The 18,768-nt window shown below is 44.4% G+C and carries 15 protein-coding genes; 4 read left to right on the forward strand and 11 right to left on the reverse strand.

What is annotated here, in order from left to right; translation table 11 throughout:
* Positions 1-323 precede the first annotated feature (323 nt).
* Entirely contained in the window at positions 324-1,490 is a 1,167-nt protein-coding gene (locus ACN0UH_RS13130; RefSeq protein ID WP_417662465.1) for a CynX/NimT family MFS transporter, read from the reverse strand.
* 231 nt (positions 1,491-1,721) lie between these two features.
* Between ACN0UH_RS13130 and rfbB the strand changes: the two genes are divergently transcribed.
* From rfbB to rfbD, 4 genes are all read left to right on the forward strand, one after another.
* On the forward strand, positions 1,722-2,780 hold the full coding sequence (gene rfbB / locus ACN0UH_RS13135) for a dTDP-glucose 4,6-dehydratase (protein ID WP_417662466.1): 1,059 nt from the start codon (positions 1,722-1,724) through the stop codon (positions 2,778-2,780).
* A gap of 62 nt (positions 2,781-2,842) precedes the next feature.
* Positions 2,843-3,721: a glucose-1-phosphate thymidylyltransferase RfbA gene (gene rfbA / locus ACN0UH_RS13140; RefSeq protein WP_417662467.1), complete on the forward strand. Its 879-nt coding sequence runs from the start codon at positions 2,843-2,845 to the stop codon at positions 3,719-3,721.
* On the forward strand, positions 3,718-4,260 hold the full coding sequence (gene rfbC, locus ACN0UH_RS13145) for a dTDP-4-dehydrorhamnose 3,5-epimerase (RefSeq protein ID WP_417662468.1): 543 nt from the start codon (positions 3,718-3,720) through the stop codon (positions 4,258-4,260). The genes rfbA and rfbC overlap by 4 nt, the downstream gene beginning before the upstream one ends.
* Positions 4,261-4,262: 2 nt before the next feature.
* Complete coding sequence (rfbD, locus tag ACN0UH_RS13150) at positions 4,263-5,141, forward strand: dTDP-4-dehydrorhamnose reductase (protein WP_417662469.1); 879 nt, start codon at positions 4,263-4,265, stop codon at positions 5,139-5,141.
* A 43-nt stretch (positions 5,142-5,184) separates the two neighbouring features.
* On the opposite strand, the gene ACN0UH_RS13155 is transcribed toward rfbD, so the two are convergent.
* The 10 genes from ACN0UH_RS13155 to ACN0UH_RS13200 form a co-directional block, all read right to left on the reverse strand.
* Positions 5,185-5,988 (reverse strand): SDR family oxidoreductase, encoded by an 804-nt coding sequence (locus ACN0UH_RS13155; protein ID WP_417662470.1) that lies wholly within the window; start codon positions 5,986-5,988, stop codon positions 5,185-5,187.
* Between the two features lie 120 nt (positions 5,989-6,108).
* Positions 6,109-8,103 carry a polysaccharide biosynthesis protein gene (locus ACN0UH_RS13160; RefSeq protein ID WP_417662471.1) on the reverse strand — a complete coding sequence of 665 codons (1,995 nt, stop codon included), beginning with the start codon at positions 8,101-8,103 and terminating at the stop codon, positions 6,109-6,111.
* 63 nt (positions 8,104-8,166) lie between these two features.
* Positions 8,167-9,165, reverse strand: coding sequence for an MraY family glycosyltransferase (locus ACN0UH_RS13165; RefSeq protein ID WP_417662624.1), 999 nt, complete (start codon positions 9,163-9,165; stop codon positions 8,167-8,169).
* A gap of 24 nt (positions 9,166-9,189) precedes the next feature.
* Positions 9,190-10,134 carry an NAD-dependent epimerase/dehydratase family protein gene (locus tag ACN0UH_RS13170; RefSeq protein WP_417662472.1) on the reverse strand — a complete coding sequence of 315 codons (945 nt, stop codon included), beginning with the start codon at positions 10,132-10,134 and terminating at the stop codon, positions 9,190-9,192.
* Positions 10,127-11,269 (reverse strand): glycosyltransferase, encoded by a 1,143-nt coding sequence (locus ACN0UH_RS13175; protein WP_417662473.1) that lies wholly within the window; start codon positions 11,267-11,269, stop codon positions 10,127-10,129. The genes ACN0UH_RS13170 and ACN0UH_RS13175 overlap by 8 nt, the downstream gene beginning before the upstream one ends.
* Positions 11,270-11,345: 76 nt before the next feature.
* Positions 11,346-12,992, reverse strand: coding sequence for a heparinase II/III family protein (locus ACN0UH_RS13180; RefSeq protein ID WP_417662474.1), 1,647 nt, complete (start codon positions 12,990-12,992; stop codon positions 11,346-11,348).
* 231 nt (positions 12,993-13,223) lie between these two features.
* Positions 13,224-15,359 (reverse strand): bi-domain-containing oxidoreductase, encoded by a 2,136-nt coding sequence (locus ACN0UH_RS13185; RefSeq protein WP_417662475.1) that lies wholly within the window; start codon positions 15,357-15,359, stop codon positions 13,224-13,226.
* Between the two features lie 15 nt (positions 15,360-15,374).
* On the reverse strand, positions 15,375-16,199 hold the full coding sequence (locus ACN0UH_RS13190) for a glycosyltransferase family 2 protein (protein WP_417662476.1): 825 nt from the start codon (positions 16,197-16,199) through the stop codon (positions 15,375-15,377).
* Positions 16,192-17,511 (reverse strand): O-antigen polymerase, encoded by a 1,320-nt coding sequence (locus ACN0UH_RS13195; RefSeq protein ID WP_417662477.1) that lies wholly within the window; start codon positions 17,509-17,511, stop codon positions 16,192-16,194. The genes ACN0UH_RS13190 and ACN0UH_RS13195 overlap by 8 nt, the downstream gene beginning before the upstream one ends.
* A gap of 10 nt (positions 17,512-17,521) precedes the next feature.
* Positions 17,522-18,757 carry an oligosaccharide flippase family protein gene (locus tag ACN0UH_RS13200; RefSeq protein WP_417662478.1) on the reverse strand — a complete coding sequence of 412 codons (1,236 nt, stop codon included), beginning with the start codon at positions 18,755-18,757 and terminating at the stop codon, positions 17,522-17,524.
* Between the last annotated feature and the right edge of the window lie 11 nt (positions 18,758-18,768).

The raw sequence follows: 18,768 nt of genomic DNA on the forward strand, positions 1-18,768 counted from the left end.
GCAATCCGTAGGGTGTGACAACGCGAAGCTTGTCCACCAAGATCACATGCCATCAGCCAAATACTCGCGCCACCGGACGGTGGGTAAAAAGGCGTTACCCACCCTACAAAAGCAATCCGTAGGGTGTGACAACGCGAAGCTTGTCCACCAAGATCACATGCCATCAGCCAAATACTCGCGCCACCGGATGGTGGGTAAAAAGGCGTTACCCACCCTACAAAAGCAATTCGTAGGGTGTGACAACGCGAAGCTTGTCCACCAAGGGCCATGTAGATATCCAAATACCGCAGCTACAAATGGTGGATGGAAAAGCATCATCCACCCTATTGGGACTTGCGGGCACCGTGGCGCAAGAAGCCGGCCAGTACAGTCATCAACAAAGCCATACTCATCATCATTGCAAAGGGCAACAAGTATGAGTCGGAAAAGTCGCGCATAAAGCCGGTGATAACCGGCATCAAACTACCGAAGCTGTACCCCATGAACAACATCATTGCAGTCCAACGGCTGACGTCCAGCGGCGAATCAGTTTCATACAGCGGCAACACCAACGACAAGGCAAACGAGCCGCTGAGTGCAAAACCCAGAGCGACCGCCCACACCTCAGGCAATAGTCTCGGCATAAAGGTAATCATCGCCAAACACAGTGCAGACGTAGCCCCACACAGCATCAACAAGGCATAGCGGTTGTTAAAGCGCTGAGCCAACCAAGGCAATAGAAACGCACTGGGCAAGCCCATCAACATGATGATGCCAAACAAATTATTACTGTGTAGCAGGCTGAAGCCCGCTTCGTGATAACGGGCAACGGTCCAGGTTGCGATGGCGTAGAACAAACCAGCCTGCAACGCAAAAAAACCACTGATAAGCCAAGCGCGAGGTTTGCACCATGGCAAGCCTGCAGGTTGCTCAGCAGCCTGCGCAGGCGTGTTCAGATTGGGCACGAACAGCCACAAAAACACTCCAGCTATTCCCAGTAACGCCCAAACGGCTAAGCCGCGCGACCAGTTGTCACCAAGCAGTTGTGTAGCAGGTACGGTCAACACAGCACCTGCAGCACCGCCAATCGCCATGCTCAACGAATACCACGCGACCACCTTGCCTACATGGCCGATAAAATGACGTTTGATAAAACCGGACAATAGCGGCCCGGCAATCGCAATTGCAGCGCCCATGACAACAGCACTGCCAATCAGAATAGGCGTCGAGTCACCGATCAAACGGGTCGATAAAGCCCCTGTGATGAGGACCAAACACAGAGTAATTGTGCGTTCCAAGCCCAGACTTAGCGCGATACGCGGCGCAAACGGCGCCAACAACCCCATACATAAAACCGGTAGCGCCGTGGTCAGGCTAATCAAACTGCGGCTCAGCGCTAGCTCTTCGGCAATCCGCTCAATCAGCGGAGCAAGTGAGGTAATACCAGGGCGTAGATTTATTGCCGCAATGATCAGAGCAATCAGCAGCAAGGTCTTTGATACAGGCTTCACAGGGCGTCCAGTGTCTTCAAAGTTAGGCGAGCAAGCCACCCTAACCGTCGCCCCATCATTGGGCAAGCTTCAGCAGCAGATAACTGACTAAATAGTCAGTTTCTCTGAAACGCGTTGCCATATAGAAAACACTGGGCTTGGAAGAATCAGGCAGGAAGATGATGTAACATACGCAGGTTAGAAAACTTAGATCAAAGCACTTTGGAAAGTAGCTTTAGCGGAGAAGCATTAATGCGGATTATTGTAACCGGCGGCGCGGGATTTATTGGCTCTGCTGTAGTTCGTCACCTGATTGAGAACACGCAGTGCGTCGTCGCCAACCTCGATAAGCTGACCTATGCAGGCAACCTCGAATCACTTGCCAAGGCCAAGGATTCATCACGCTATAGCTTTTACCAAGTTGATATCTGCGACAGCGCAGCATTAGACGCCGTATTTGCTGAGTTCAAACCCAGCGCAGTGATGCACCTCGCAGCGGAGTCACATGTTGACCGCTCGATTGACGGCCCTGCCGAGTTTATCCAAACCAATATTGTCGGCACATATAACCTGCTGGAAGCCACGCGCCGTTACTGGAATGCGCTGCCTGATGATGAAAAGCAAGGCTTTCGCTTTCATCACATCTCCACAGATGAAGTCTACGGCGACCTTGAAGGCACTGACGACCTATTCACCGAAACCACGTCCTATGCGCCGAGCTCGCCTTATTCCGCTTCAAAAGCCAGTTCCGACCACTTGGTCCGCGCTTGGCAGCGCACTTACGGCTTACCGGTGCTACTGACCAACTGCTCGAACAACTACGGCCCATACCATTTCCCGGAAAAACTGATTCCCCACGTCATTCTCAATGCATTGGCGGGCAAGCCCCTGCCGGTGTATGGCGATGGCTCGCAAATACGTGACTGGCTGTACGTTGAAGACCATGCCCGCGCATTGGTTGAAGTGGTGAGCAAAGGCGCTGTAGGCGAGACTTACAACATTGGCGGCCACAATGAGAAACGTAACCTGGAGGTTGTGGAAACCATTTGTGAGCTGCTCGATGAACTGGTGCCACAAGCGTCAGCCCAGAGCTACAAGACACTGATCACATTCGTTAAAGACCGCCCGGGGCATGATCTGCGTTATGCCATTGATGCTTCGAAAGTCGAGCGCGAATTGGGCTGGACACCGCAGGAGTCTTTCGACAGCGGCCTGCGTAAAACTGTGCGTTGGTACCTCGATAATCAAGATTGGTGGCAACGTGTGCTATCCGGCGATTATCGGCTTGGTCGGCTCGGTGCTGAGATCTAAATTATGTTGCGGGGCATCGGCCCCGCTTTAGCAAACAATACAGCTTCATACAGGACGTTTTTATGAAAGGCATCATCCTCGCTGGTGGCTCCGGCACACGCCTACATCCAATTACCCGTGGTGTGTCTAAACAGCTTTTGCCGGTATATGACAAGCCGATGATTTACTACCCGCTGTCGGTGCTGATGCTCGCCGGCATTCGGGAAGTACTGATCATATCGACGCCTGAGGACTTACCGCAGTTTCGTAAACTACTCGGCAATGGCGAAGAGTTTGGTATTGAACTCAGCTACGCCGAACAGCCCTCTCCTGATGGCCTTGCGCAGGCCTTCATCATTGGTGAAAGCTTTATCGGCGACAGTAATGTCTGCCTGATTCTTGGCGACAATATTTTTTACGGCTATGGCTTTAGCGCAATGCTTAAAGAGGCCGCGAGCAGGACCCACGGTGCCACTGTATTTGGCTACCATGTCAGCGATCCAGAGCGATTCGGCGTTGTGCAGTTCGATAGCACAGGCAAGGCCATCTCAATCGAAGAAAAGCCGTCCGAGCCAAAGTCCAACTACGCAGTGACTGGCCTGTATTTCTACGACAACTCTGTGGTCGAAATCGCCAAAAACGTCAAACCCTCTGCACGTGGCGAGCTTGAGATCACCGATGTCAACAACGCCTATCTACAGCGCGGAGACTTGCACGTCAGCATGTTTGGCCGGGGTTTCGCATGGCTCGACACCGGCACCCATGACTCGCTCATGGAAGCCAGCCAGTTTGTGCATACCATCGAAATGCGTCAGGGGCTAAAAGTCGCTTGCCTTGAAGAGATTGCCTACGGCCAAGGCTGGCTGTCAGCCGAGCAGTTATCTGCCCAAGCCCAAGCACTGAGCAAGACGGGCTACGGCCAATACCTAAGCCGCCTGCTTGAACAGGAGAAAGCTCTGTGAAGGTTATAGAAACAGCACTACCCGGCGTATTAATCATTGAGCCGAAAGTGTTTGGCGATCATCGCGGCTTCTTTCTCGAAAGCTTCCAGACAGAGCGCTACCGTGAAGCCGGGATCGACCTACCCTTCGTCCAGGACAATCACTCACGCTCGCAGCGTGGTGTTCTGCGTGGTCTGCATTTTCAGCGCACACGCCCGCAAGGCAAACTGGTCAGCGTCAGCCGCGGCTCAGTGTACGACGTCGCTGTCGATATTAATCCTGACTCGCCAACCTGTGGCCAATACGTTGGCGTTGAATTGAACGACGAAAACCACCGTCAACTTTGGGTGCCACCAGGCTATGCCCACGGCTTTTGTGTGTTGAGTGAGGTTGCGGACTTCCAATACAAGTGTACCGACCTGTACTTCCCAGAAGATGAAGGCGGCCTGATCTGGAATGACCCCGAGGTCAATATCCCTTGGCCTATCGAGCAGCCTTTGCTCTCAGGTAAAGACCAACTCAACCCGACGTTGCAACAACTCATCGAGCAAAAGGGCTAAGCATGCGCGTTTTGATCACCGGCGCCCACGGCCAAGTGGGCCATGAGCTTGTTCGCCTTACACCTGCTGGGTTTACCGCCATAGCGTTGGGTTCGGCTGAACTTGATATCAGCACCCCAGATCAAGTCGCCAGCATACTTGGCGAGCTCCAGCCGCAGTTGATCATTAATGCTGCGGCCTACACTGCAGTAGACAAGGCTGAAAGTGATAGCGAACGCGCTTATGCAGTCAACGCTAAAGGTGCCGAGAATCTAGCCACAGCAGCCGCCAAACTTGGGATTCCGCTATTACATATATCTACCGACTATGTATTCAGCGGCGATGCCAACAGCCCGTATAAAGAAACAGATCCAACCAACCCTACAGGCGTATACGGCGCAAGCAAGCTGGCAGGCGAACAGGCTGTGGCCAATCACTGTGCGCAACACATAATCATGCGTACAAGCTGGGTGTTTGGCGCCCATGGCAATAACTTTGTAAAAACCATGCTGCGCCTGGCACAAACCCGTGATGAGTTGGGTGTTGTGGCCGACCAACATGGCTGCCCGACATCGGCTGCCAGCATTGCCAAAGCGCTTTGGGCGCTAGCCAGCCAATACCGTAGTGATGGCAGCTTGAACTGGGGCACTTATCACTTCAGCAATACGCCAGCGACAACATGGCATGGCTTCGCGGAAGAGATATTCCAGCAAGCCGTGGCGTTGGAACAACTAGCGAAAGCGCCGAAGGTTAATCCAATCAATACGGTCGATTACCCAACACCTGCACGCCGCCCTGCATGGTCAGTAATGGATTGCAGCTTGATTGAAGAAAAACTGAACATTGCGCAGAACGACTGGCGCGATGAGCTATCGGAAGTGCTCAAACAGCTAGCTGTTTAATGTAAAAGTGAGGTGCGCAATACGCGCCTCACTTTGCAGCTGACTAATTTTTCTTAGCCCGCATTTTCTCAGCCATGCTGCTCATCTCATCGTAGAGCAGCTGTGGGTTCTTTTGCTTTATTGCCCAGGCCATACGCCCCTGCTCATGCGGCAAAATCATAAACTCACCTTCAGCAACCTGCCGAAAGATATAGTCCGCGATCTCGGCAGCGTTTATCGGTGAGCTCTCAAGTAGCTTGCCTACCTGAGCCTTCATCGCAGGTGTTGGGCCACGGAATGAATCAAGTAAATTGGTTTGGAAGAACGATGGGCAGACTACATGCACACCGATTTCTTGGGCCTTGAGTTCGATCAGCAAGCTCTCGGACAATGCAACAACACCGGCTTTAGCCACGTTGTAGTTGCTCATTGCCGGGCCCTGCATCAAGGCTGCCATTGAGGCGATGTTGATAATTTTGCCCTTGCTGCGCTCAAGCAACGGCAAGAAGGCCTTACAACCTTTCACTACACCCATCAGGTTGATTGCAATCTGCCAATCCCAATCCTCAAGCGACAACTCGCTAAAGAAGCCTCCTGAGGCGACGCCAGCGTTATTGACGATGACATCAATACCACCGAACTTCGCATCACAGGCTTGAGCGAAGGCTGTTAACTGGCTGTAGTCACGAACATCACAACGCTGATAAAAGCCATCACCGCCAGCCTCGCGAACCAAGCGAAGGGTTTCAACAAGACCGGCTTCGTTGACATCAGAGAGCGCAAGTTGGCTGCCTTCACGCGCCCAACGTAATGCTATTTCGCGGCCTAAACCGGAGCCTGCGCCAGTAATCATGATGCGATTTTGCATACAGAGGTCGCCTTGTAGTGCTGTGGTTAATGGTAGGCAGTGTACCCAAGGAAATAATCCCGCCCACGTACCATTAGCCTCCTGAATGTTCAGGGCAAACTACAGCAACTCAATAGCGCATCAAGGCTCCAGTCGGCGCTGTTGATGAATCCAGTCAACGATCTCACCATCGGGTTTATAGCCGCTGACGGTTTCACGCAGCAGTTGGCGGACACGCCCATAATCATCAGCCGCAACCGAGCTGACCAATTCGTTAAGTACTCTCCTGAAATCATCCCACGCAAGATGCTCTTCGCTGGCACGCATGATCATCGGATGTTCCGTTGGGCTCACATTGTCGCCAATCAACAGCTCTTCATAGAGCTTCTCGCCGGGACGCAACCCGGTGTATTGAATGGTGATATCACCATGCGGATTTTTTTCTGAACGAATACTTAGGCCACTCAGGTGAACCATTTTTTCCGCAAGATCAACGATCTTGACCGGGTGCCCCATATCCAGAACGAACACATCACCGCCCAAGCCCATCGCTCCCGCCTGGATAACCAACTGCGCGGCTTCGGGAATGGTCATAAAATAGCGAGTGATATTGGGATGAGTAACAGTAATCGGCCCACCATGCTTAATCTGCTCATGAAACCGCGGGATAACAGAGCCGGACGAGCCCAGCACATTGCCAAAACGGACCATGGTAAATCGGGTCTTGTTGACGTGATGAACTGTATCGTTATCACCAAACAAGATAGGAGCAGACTCCTGACTTAATGCTTGCAAAACCATCTCGGCAAGGCGTTTGGTGCTGCCCATGACATTGGTTGGGCGCACAGCTTTGTCAGTAGAAATTAAAACAAAATGCTCAACACCAGCTTTAAGTGCAGCCTGAGCGGTATTGACCGAACCAATAACGTTATTAAGCACACCTTCAGCAATATTGTGCTCAACCATAGGCACATGTTTGTAGGCTGCGGCGTGATAAACCGTATTGACCTTCCAGGTGCGCATCACATCAAGCAAGCGCCCTGGATTACGGATCGAACCTAGAATAGGTACCAGATTCAGTGGCAGTGACTCGCGTACAGCGCGCTGCTCTAGCTCTGTATGGATGCTGTAGAGATTGAATTCACTGTGCTCAAACAAAATAAGTGTAGTCGGGCCAGTGGCGATAATTTGCCGACATAGCTCAGAGCCAATAGAGCCCCCTGCCCCCGTGACCATAACCACCTGGCCGCGAATACAACGCTCAAACAGCGGCTTGCGAGGAGGTACAGCGTCACGGCCAAGCAGGTCTGCAATATCGACCTCCTGCACGTCATCAACCTTAACGCGCCCGCTAGCCAAATCCATAAAACCCGGGATGCTTCGCACATGAAGCGGGTAACCCTCCAAATGCTCAAGTATTTCCCGACGCTTAACGCGGGTAGCCGACGGAATAGCCAAGAGGATTTCCTGGGCACCCGTCTCATCGATCATTTGCTGGATATGCTTGGGTTTGTAAACCTTGAGGCCTGCGATCACTCTGGTGGCGATGTCACTGTCATCATCAATAAAGGCCACAGGACGCATCACACGCCCCATACGCAACGCAGCCACGAGCTGATTACCCGCAGCACCTGCGCCGTAGATAGCTACCTTAGGCAGGTTTTCATGTTTATTGAAGAATGGCACTTGTTGCGAAGCAACGTACCAATCGCCCATAAAATATTGGCGCATGACTAAGCGCAAACCGCCAATCATGACAAGGCTCAGCCACCAGTAATTGAATACAACAGAGCGAGGCACAACGACCGGAGATGCTTGATACCAATAGACTGCTAATGCGAGCAGAAGCGAAGAAACGCTGATCGCTTTGAAGATAGTGATCAGCGCGTCATTGCCAAAATAGCGCATAACCGCACGGTACATGCCGATCCGGGTAAAAACAGGAATGGCTATCAACGGAGCAGCTATAAACAGCCATAAGTGCCCTGCGAGAGGGTTAACCGGGTTTTCGATTCCCAACCTGACAGCAAAAGCCAACCAAAGCGCACCCCAGACAAGGCAGGTATCAACTGCAACCTGCAATAGGCGCTTGTAACGCCGGGGGAGCTTAAGTAGCCAGTTGCGAAGCGAATCCATGACCTGATGTAACTCCTAGCAGTATTTGCTTACGAACATAATCATAGATGAAAGTAAACAGATTTAGACGTTTTGCGCTTCATGGGCGCCTGATTTGAATTTGACCGCTAAGAAAAACAGCGGTGCATAGGCTAGCAGTAAACCGAGAAAGCCATCAACAAATCCGAGAGCAACAATAAGAGCCAGTGGAAACAACCAAACTAGATTGATGACAGTGACACCAAGCGTAACAGGCAAGTGCTGCTTATAGTGCCGAGAGGCATACTGGTATCCATGACTACGATGAGCCTCATAAACTTTGTCACCACGCAACAATCTTCTCAGCAGGGTGAATGTTGCATCGACTATAAATACGCCTAACAAGATTAGCCAACTCCAAAGCAACTGAGGAGCTACCCAAGCCGCCTGAATGGACAGAATACCTAATGTAATACCTAGGAAACCGCTTCCTGCATCACCCATGAAAATTTTAGCGGGGGGGAAATTCAAAAACAAAAATCCAGTAACAGCCCCAGCTAACACCAGGGGTAAATATGCATAAGAAAACTCACCTAACGACCAATATATAACTGCGCCCCCAACACAGACCGCAATAGCCTCAAGACTAGCAAGACCATCGATGCCATCCATAAAATTATATAAATTTAACATCCAAACCAAATACAAAACAGAAAAAAGACCACTAACAAAGCTGCTAGTAACTGTTAAACCTGCAACAGATATTGGCGGCAAACCGCCAAACCAAAAAATGGCCCATATTGCAGCAATTAGGTGAGCCGCTAAACGCCAGCGAGCAGCAATATGGCCATGATCGTCAGCAAAACCGATTACAGCAACAACAGCTCCAGCCCCTAGAAGCGCTATTAAAGAAGAAAACGAAACTAAATCTATAAGATAAAGAATGGGAAGAGTTATTAAAAAAACCAAGACAATAGCCACACCTCCACCGCGAGGAGTAGGAACAGCGTGAGAACTTCTAAAATTTGGAATATCTAAAATATTCTTCGAAAGCGCATATTTTCTTAAAGAGAAAGTAAGAAAAAATGAAATCACAACAACCATTAAAAAATATAAAATATCCAACTCTTATGACTCCGAAGATACCACTGCATCATAAACACCCACCTCTAATGATTTAGGTGGCACCCAATTTAGAAGATCATATGTTTCTTGCGTGTTTATTTCTAAATCATCAAAAATCTTGCCATACATATTTCGCTTTCCTGCGAACAAAAACAAAAGCTTTAGCAAGCAAATAGGAAAAGGGGCCAATTTAAGATTAACATTGGCAGCCTTCGCTATGTGTCGCATAAAATCAACAGTACTAACAACTTCTACATCACCTGGCAAGATAGGAGCCAAAGTAGCATTTTGATGAGTAATACAAACTTCAATAAGAGAACAAAGATTATCGATACCAATAAAGGTCCTACGATTTGAAACTCGACCAAATGGTAAAGGGAATCCCATACAGCATAATTTTTTTAGCCTTGAAAAATTCCCTGGTGCATTCGGGCCGTATACAAGTGGAGGTCGAATAACAACGACTTCCATACCAGTACTTATCGATAAATCACGGAGCAATAATTCTGCTTCGAATTTTGAAATTGCATAAGGCTCGACAGGGTGGGGGTCAGTAAGAGAACTTATAGGCTGCCCTGAAGACGTGCCATAGACACCAATTGAGCTTAAAAAAATGAATCGTCGAACACCAGCAGCTGCCGCCTGTTTAGCTAACATGAGTGTTGCATCAGTATTTATAGCCCTGAAAACGTCAAGATCAAAGCTTGACTGTTCATTCATAGCATGAGCCTTGCCAGCCAGATGTATAACTGTATCTATATCATAACAAGGCCAATCAAAACCACTACACAGATCTTCACAAACAATCACTCTATTATTATCTTGACTGCCACCCTTTGACCTAACAACTTCTATAACATTTAAATCGGTATTGCTAGAAAGATAAGATACAAGTCTAGACCCAACAAAGCCAGAAGCTCCAGTTATAAGAACCTGACGATTACTCACTGGCCATACCCTTTATTTTTTCAACAAAAACATTAACCCGATCCTCCCGGATATACAACTCAGAAACCATGTTTCTATTTGAGAGGGATAAGGTGTTCCACTCAGAAAGATCGATTACATTTTGAATGGCCGATATGAGATCTTTCGCATTGTTAGGAGGTACAACTAAATTATTGCTAAATTCTCGCAAAATAGACTCCGCCTGCCCCTCGCCACCATAAATTATAAATTTTCCTGTAGCAAGATACTCATACAGTTTAGAGGGCATTGCACCTGAAAACTCAGAGCTTAATTGAGAGTAAAGTATATGCGTATCAGAATAATACTTAGGTATGTCTACCCAGGCGACACGTCCAGTAAAAAAAACATTTTTAAGCCCCATAGCCTTTGCCTGGGAATTCACATGTGAAAAATCAGTTCCATCACCCACAATATAAAATTCAACGCTCGGTAACTCTTTTGCCGCGGCCAGAAAAATGCTTAAATTTTGAGCAACACCTACATTTCCGATGTAAGAAATTCTAACAGGAAGTGAAGTTGAGTGAGAAATATTTGACGGGCTAAGCGCTTCAAATTGACTTCGAGAAACACCATTTGAAACATGAATTACTTTTTCATGAGGAACATTTAGCGCAGCAGTAACGAATTCAAACTCAGTTTTATTAGTGACCAATATCAAATCAATTTTATTAATCTTTATCTTGGCTAGACGACGGAATAACACTTTAGCGAAACGAGTAAACCATTTACGATCATCTAGGTATTCCCATGTTAGATCACGCAAATCCAAAATATTTATCTTTGAGGGAAATGAGAACAAGAACAATAAAAACATTGAGGGTATTGTAATCAGAGAAAATGTATTTTCAAAACCTTCTCCAACTTTAAGTAACTGCCGAGCAAGTCTAGCTTCATATAATGCACGCCCCAAAAAACCTTTATTTCCCCTCCCCTGAATATCAACCTGAACATGTGAAAACCCAGGAAGATTATCAATATCCAAAGCCCCCCCAGAAGGAGAAACCAAAGTGACTTTATATCCTGACTCTAACAACAACACGATAAACGGCTGAACCCGGTTCTTGAGTACAGGCTCCTGCAGGGAATAGCTAGATATGATCGTAAAACTTTTCATTTAACCTCAACATTGCATTACTTAAAACCACCAAAACTTAACAGTCAATTAAAAAAACCATACAAACAAAATAATATCACCAATCCACAGTAGTAATTAGCGCCCCACCACCAAATTCAGTGACTATACATTTATTAGCGATAGCCACACCAAACTCAGGATGCCAAGTTGACTCTAAAATATTTACTTTATCAGCCCCATGAAAGAGTACATGTATCACTTGCCCTGATGGCATGGTTATAACAACATGTTCACCATGTAATGTAACAATAGCACTGGGATGTACATAAAGCCTTGATTTTGCTACACAGTACTTTCCTGCGATGCGGTCGGTTATTTTAAGTTGATTGCTACGTGCAGACCATTCACGAAAGTGTATATTCTTTCCATGCAGCCGAGCATATCCATCGTGTGAACAACTAAACTTAACAGTGTCTAATTCCACCTCAAATTCTTCGAGTATAACGTTTGCACGACGTGCAACTCTAAATCCAGCCCACACTTCAGATGAGTTTTCACAATCAATTTCAACGGTGTTGTGAGCAGCAGTGCCTCTTTGACGAAGTCGTTCCGGGCAATCTTCGTACAATGAAGTACCCGAGTTAACAAAAACTCTTTGGCCGAAAAGACTCAACTCGAAGCTAAGAGTATCTGCATGGGCATGGCCAGGCTGATAAGCCGGAGCTATACGAGAAAAATTTAACAAGGCTTTGCAGTCGGCACCAAAATAAATTGCACCATATCCACTTTCACAATGACAAACACCATGTAAGGAGTCAGGATTTATATTTGAATTTGCAGGTAGACAGCCTAAAGAAGTAGCGTACCCTTCTACTTGCTGAAGATTGGGTGCAATCTTAAATGCTGAATCATTAAAAAAAGGAATTTCGCCATCAGGATGTTGCATATCTCGAAGCCAAACAATCCCATGCTCAACAATCTGTTTCCATGAAGGAATGCGCGAGCGTAGTGATTCAATATTGGTATGACTAGCAAGATTTACTAAGTCACACATATCCCATAACAATGAGGCATGATACATAGGCGACAATTCGAAGTGAGCACCATCTGTGAGAAACTGCTCTTTAATTTCAGCATCAAGTATTTTCAAGCCTTGACTCAACCAAGCTCGAGCTTGCCCCCCTTCAAAGTAACTACCAGCAAAAACTAGTGCCTTACCGTTCGCAAATAAATGATTAGCGAGAACATGATATTCAACTTGAACTGACAACGCCTGAGTTTGCGTAGCTAAACTATTTAGCCAACCATCCTGAAGAGATGGTTGATCATGAAACCACTTAACAATGTTCACAATCCGCAATGAAAGAGGATAAGGCTCCCAACCACAACCTTCAAATGGTGGATTTGAAGAAATCCACCGATTAAGAAGTCTACTTTTTTCAATCAGCGATATCGGGGTGCAAGATATTAATCCATCGAGATAGTGGAGATTATAAAGCCATAATTTAGGGCGACAGGAACTATGCCAATCTAAACCGCCCTTTAAACCCATAAACTCAAAGCTTTGAAAATCATTAGCCTCAAAAGATTTCCAGCAATAAATATGAGCAATATCAAATGCATTATTTTTTTTAATACCTGACACAGCACTAAATTTTACTTTACGAAATCGATAATAAACCCTATAAAACAACTGCCTAACTTTAAGGTGTCGAACTGTAAAATAAAATCGAAATAAATAATGTATTTTTTTCAGTACCATTATTTTTAAACCATTCAAGACATACAAAGAAAAGATACAAGAACAAAGTAATTATTCATATCAACTGTAAGATTCTCAAATCATGCCTATACCAAAACAACTTACACTGAGAATAAACCATTTAAACCAAAACTAACAGAAGCACTATACCTAAGAATAACTTAGATATAGCACACGTTTATATTGCTGAAAGCGACACTCAACAAAAACTTACAAAGTCTTTAAATAACTTTATTGCTCACGTAAACACTCAGCAACTTTTATCGATACACGAGCAACTTCAAATATTTCCTCTATCGCTATCGCAGGAGCACCTTTTTGAATGCCTTGCATAAATGCAGAAACGCATTCGTTTTGGCCTTTATTTTGCCTCCACAAATTAAACTTTCTAAACCCAGGCCAGCCATATCCTTTTAATTTTCTGAAGTTGTCAAGTTGCAGAACACGGCCAGCAACGAAAACCTCTACTCGCTCTTTGGGGTAATTAGCGGGCCCGTTTGCAAAGTATAAGATAGTTCCAAATGATCCATCTTCAAATCCAAGTGTGATGGATGCTTTATCTTCTGTAATTGAAATTGATGGGTGATCACCCATCCGTCGAGCCTGGATAGATACGATCTTACTACCTGCAAGATATCTCATTAAATCAATAAAGTGACAGGCTTCACCAATAATACGCCCGCCACCTATATCGGGATCCTGAGTCCAATGATCTATAGGTATTGCCCCTGCATTCATGGTCATAATAAAGGATTTGGGCTCTTTAACAGAAGAAAGCAGTGATTTAATTTTCTGCACTTGCGGCGAAAATCTTCGATTGAAACCGATCATAAGTTGAGGCGATTTAGTTTCTGATTGAACTTGTCTAAAAGCGGCCTCTACAGTTTCTAACCCCGAATAATCGATCGCCAAAGGTTTTTCTACGAATACATTTTTACCTGCTAGTAGTGCATCGGCCACAAAGCGTGCATGCGTATCATGGCGAGTCACGATAGCAACCGTATTGATTGCAGGATCACGAAGCATTTGATTAACATCAGTTGAAGCCTGAGTAAATCCTGCCTTCTCGCCATGGATTACTCCATTTATACCGCCTGATGTCACAATTGTATGAAATTGAACGCCGGCCGACTTAAATGCAGGAATCAACATCCTAGAAGCATAGTTTCCCGCACCAATAAAACCAATAACAGGTTTTGTTTGATCATAACGAACGGGTTGGCCAATTTCGACAGTCTTTACTATCCGTGTTAATAGGTCAGAGTTGTAGTTAAGTAAAATCCCCAACCCTGAGCTATCTTGGATGAGTGTCTTGTAAGCCTGCCCTGCTTCTTCAAAGGCAAAACGATGGGTGATGAGTGGGCCAACATTGAGTTGGCCACTTGCGAGCATATCGAGCACCGCTTCGAAGTTGCGTTGCTCTGTCCAACGGACGAACGCATAGGGGTAATCTAACCCGTTAGATTCATAGCTTGGGTCGTATCGGCCAGGCCCATAAGAACAGGATACTTGGAATGTTAACTCCTTTTCATAAAAATCTGCTCGATTCAACTCTAACCCTGTAACTCCGACCAGTATAATTCTTCCACGCTTACGCGACATACGGGCAGCTTGTGTGATCGGATCATTAGATTTTGTTGAAGCTGTAACTATAACTCCGTCTACGCCATGACCACGACTGAAGGCCATTCCTGCGGCTACTGGATCTTCACCTTTTCCAGGATTGCAAGTCTCAGCACCAAATAGGCGGGCTAATTCAAGCTTTTCGCTATCAAAATCAATCGCAAGGACACGACAGCCTTGGGCTCGTAGTAATTGAACAGTTAGCAAGCCAATGAGACCTACACCTGTTACAACAAAGGCCTCTCCTAGGGTTGGCTGCGCTAAACGAATACCTTGAAGCCCAATACTTGCGACGACTACAAAAGCTGCTGCCTCATCATCCACTTGGTCCGGGATACGGGCACACAAGTTCTTAGGTACTTTAACAAGATCAGCATGTGGGCCATTAGACACAACCCGGTCACCAACTTTAAAGCCATCAACCTCGCTACCGACCTGAGCAACAACACCGACATTGCAATAACCTAAAGGTAACGGCTGAGCAAGCTTGGATTGAACAGCCTCAATTGTCGTAGATAGCCCATCAGTCTGTATTTTTTCAAGTACCATTTTTACTTTTTCAGGCTGCTGGCGAGCTTTTTCTAGATAAGAAGCTTTACCAAACCCAACCAACATTCTTTCAGTGCCTGCCGAGATCAAAGAACAACGAGTATTAATCAGCAAGGTAGACTTAGTTACTTGTGGAGACGGAGAAACAACAATTGTCGTACCACCTTTAGCCATATCCTGAAGTATTTGCTTCATATATATAAACCCTAATTAATTAAAATATCTATCAAGTAAATAATTTAGTGATTTTACATGGTGAGCTGAAATGAATGCAATTTTCTCCAAAGACGTTGAACCATGATCCTTATCGAAAACTTTAATATCAGGAGCGTAACGAACCTTCAGATTGAAAGCCAGGCAACTTTCGCCTACAAACACCTCCTCACCAAACAAAAACCGAGGGTAGTTTATGTTAGCTCCAGATTTAAAATATGCCGCAGTAAAGATCATCAACGAGCCATGAGGAGCATATATTAATTGACCTTCAACCGATTTTTTTTGGAAAATTTTGCATTTAATCTCCGATAGCTTGCCGTACAAATAGAATCTAAATGGAGAAGAAAATATATCTCGAGTTCGTTTTAACTGTTGCTTGCTTACCCGACTTACAATCTTCGGATTTAAATCAGCACACCGATGAGAGGAATAGATACAGGGTGCAATAACACCAACATTAGACGCATGGTTTGACGTTATTAAATTTTTAAAAAAATCAGATGAAAGTTCTAAATCCACATTTGATACTATTGTGAAATCGTAAATAGCGCATAACTCAGTGAAAGCAAAATAAGCACCCGGCAGGTAGCCTATATTAGGTAATTTGAAGTATTTGTAACCTGGGAAATTACTTTCCAGATCACTTAGAATTTTATCGTCAACATCAATAATAGAGTTATCAACAACACAGAACGTGAAATTAATATTATCAACACCACTAACAGCCTGTCGTATTGATTCTGCATACAAAGCCAAATCATTATATGAATTATAATTTATACAAATCAAACATACCGACCGAGATTTTACGTTATCCATAACTACGACCACCAAGAATTTTATTAACAACCAGCACAATGGAAAATAAAACAAAAACAAAAGGAATTATTGCCCACGTTAAAAAACTAATAATATAAGACATATAAAAAAAGCCTACAAAAAAAACAAACAAAGCAGTAGTAAATACAGGCTTACGACTTCTCAGAAACACATAAAAAACCAAATTAACAAAAAGTCCAAACACAGCAAAGGCAACCAAACTTCCAAAAAAACCAAAATCAGTTATCAAACCACGAAACATAGTAAAAATATTAGATACCACTTGGTCATTATAATCATAATATTCATCGTATGTACCCATTGGCACAACTCGATCATCACCAGCGAACCTAAAAAATGATGCAAAGGTATAAAACCCATAAGTTAGCGGAACATCTTTATATGAGAGAACTGACCTATCTCCTACATAATTAGAAAACCAATCAGAAAATGCATAAAGATGCCCACTTGAATATGAATACAAATAACGAAGTACACGATTAATAGCATAATCTGCACTTTCGTTATAAAGCCCTCTAGAAAGAAAAGAAATTACAACCAATGGAAACGCAACCAAAGCAGCCTTTATAGCAAAGAACAATGACTTTTTATCTAATAAAAATACACGGTCAGAAAAAAATCTAGAGACTAAAACACTACCGAAAAACAATGCTATAGAAAGAAAAAATAGGCCTTTTGACGATTGAAAAACCATTACTAATATAGATGGTAGAAATGCCACCCCGAGGATTAACATCCTATAAATTTTTGTATCTCTGACGCTATATATTAGCCCTCCGACAAGCACTGACAGATAAGCAAAAGACAGACTCGACTTTGAATATATACCGTTGTCTAAATCACCGGCATATCGTTTAGTCGCATACCCAGAAGCAACATCAAAGAAATTGAACACTAAGTCTCTAAGAGTGAACCCGACACTCAAAACTTGTAAAAAAACAAATAAAATTGAACATATAGCACACATGTAAAAAACTATATGCAGGAATTTGCTTTCAAAAAATTTAACTCCTGATTTCAAATCATTACTTATTTTATAAGCACTACGCCAGTCAAAAAACAAACTAGAAAACGAGAAGAAAAAAAGCAATAAAGCAATAAACCCAACTACTAATGGATTCACTGGAGCATTCCAAATGACGACTAGTGGAAAAAATGTCATAAAAAACCAGAATAACAAAAACAAGCATGCCGGAAAAACCCAGCTACCAACTAAATAACGTATGACACATGCATTTAATAAAATTAATCCACTATATAACAATGCGAAAAATTTATCTAAGTCCTCCATAGTTTTACTCTTATTTTACTCGTAAGTATCGCTGAGCAACGCCAGCAAATAATAAAAATTCACCAAGTGAAAATGCTATCGCAGCACCAAGAGCACCAAACAGGCTTGATAACATCATACACACGACAACACTAGTTACGCCAACACCCACAATAAGCAATGAGTAATATCGTTCAAAGCCGAGATTATTCAACCCTGCGGTGCCAAACATAAAATTGCATACACCAAAAAAAACAGATACAAGTAAAACAGCTTGCACTAGCAGGTATAATTCAAAGTCGGTTATACCTGACAAATATCTGCCCCCCCAAAAAACCATAAAAAACATAAAAAACAACACAATACCCAACAATATCCACAACTGATACTTAGTATGACTCAACACAGTAAAAAAGCTCTTATTAATTAAGCGCCGATCCCCTTCGAACTCTCGTAATAATCTAGGGTAAGAAAATTGATTTAATGGTCGTATAATCGCCTGTATGCATTTAGTAAACTTCTCTGCAAGTGAATATAGTGACACCGCTGAGTCCGTAGCAAACAAAGATAAAATCACAACACTTGAGCCACGGAAAAGTACTACCGATATATTACCCGTAAAAATATGCCTTCCAGAACTTAATAATTCGAATACACTTGTAAATTTTACCTTAAAACTACGAGCCGGAAATTTAGACGTCGCGTAAAACAACAAAAAAAATCCAGATAGTAAATACCCAACACCTATTATTAAAACTGAAAGCTCTGAATCCTCAGGACTTATAACAAAATAAAATATCAACGCAACACTTGCTAAACGAGAAAATATAACAGCAATGGCAGCAACTACATTCTGCTCAATCGCTTGATAAAACCATAAACTCTGAAGAACCGAGCCATAAATCATTGCTCCCCAACCAATAACAAAATACCAATTCATATTAAAAATTAGAAAATTAAGTATCCATGTAAAACAAAGCACTACAATAAAAATCAAACTACGCGCATAAAGAACAGAGAAAAAAATCTCTCCTAAGCCATAAAAATTATTGTTTTCTTTGCATTTTATAGCTTTAGGGACCGCATCAACATCGAAGCTATATATCACGATACATAAACCAAGCAGTGCAACAGCCTCAGTAACCACTACTGCTGCATAACTAGACTCCCCTAAAGTTGCAAGCAAAAAGGGGAATATCAAAAGCGGCAATACCGAGTTAGCGCCTTGAATAGCGACAAGACCTAATAAATTCTTATACCGCAGCATAAACCCCTCAA

This window comes from Pseudomonas sp., assembly GCF_048265905.1.
In the GTDB taxonomy this organism is placed as follows: domain Bacteria; phylum Pseudomonadota; class Gammaproteobacteria; order Pseudomonadales; family Pseudomonadaceae; genus Aquipseudomonas.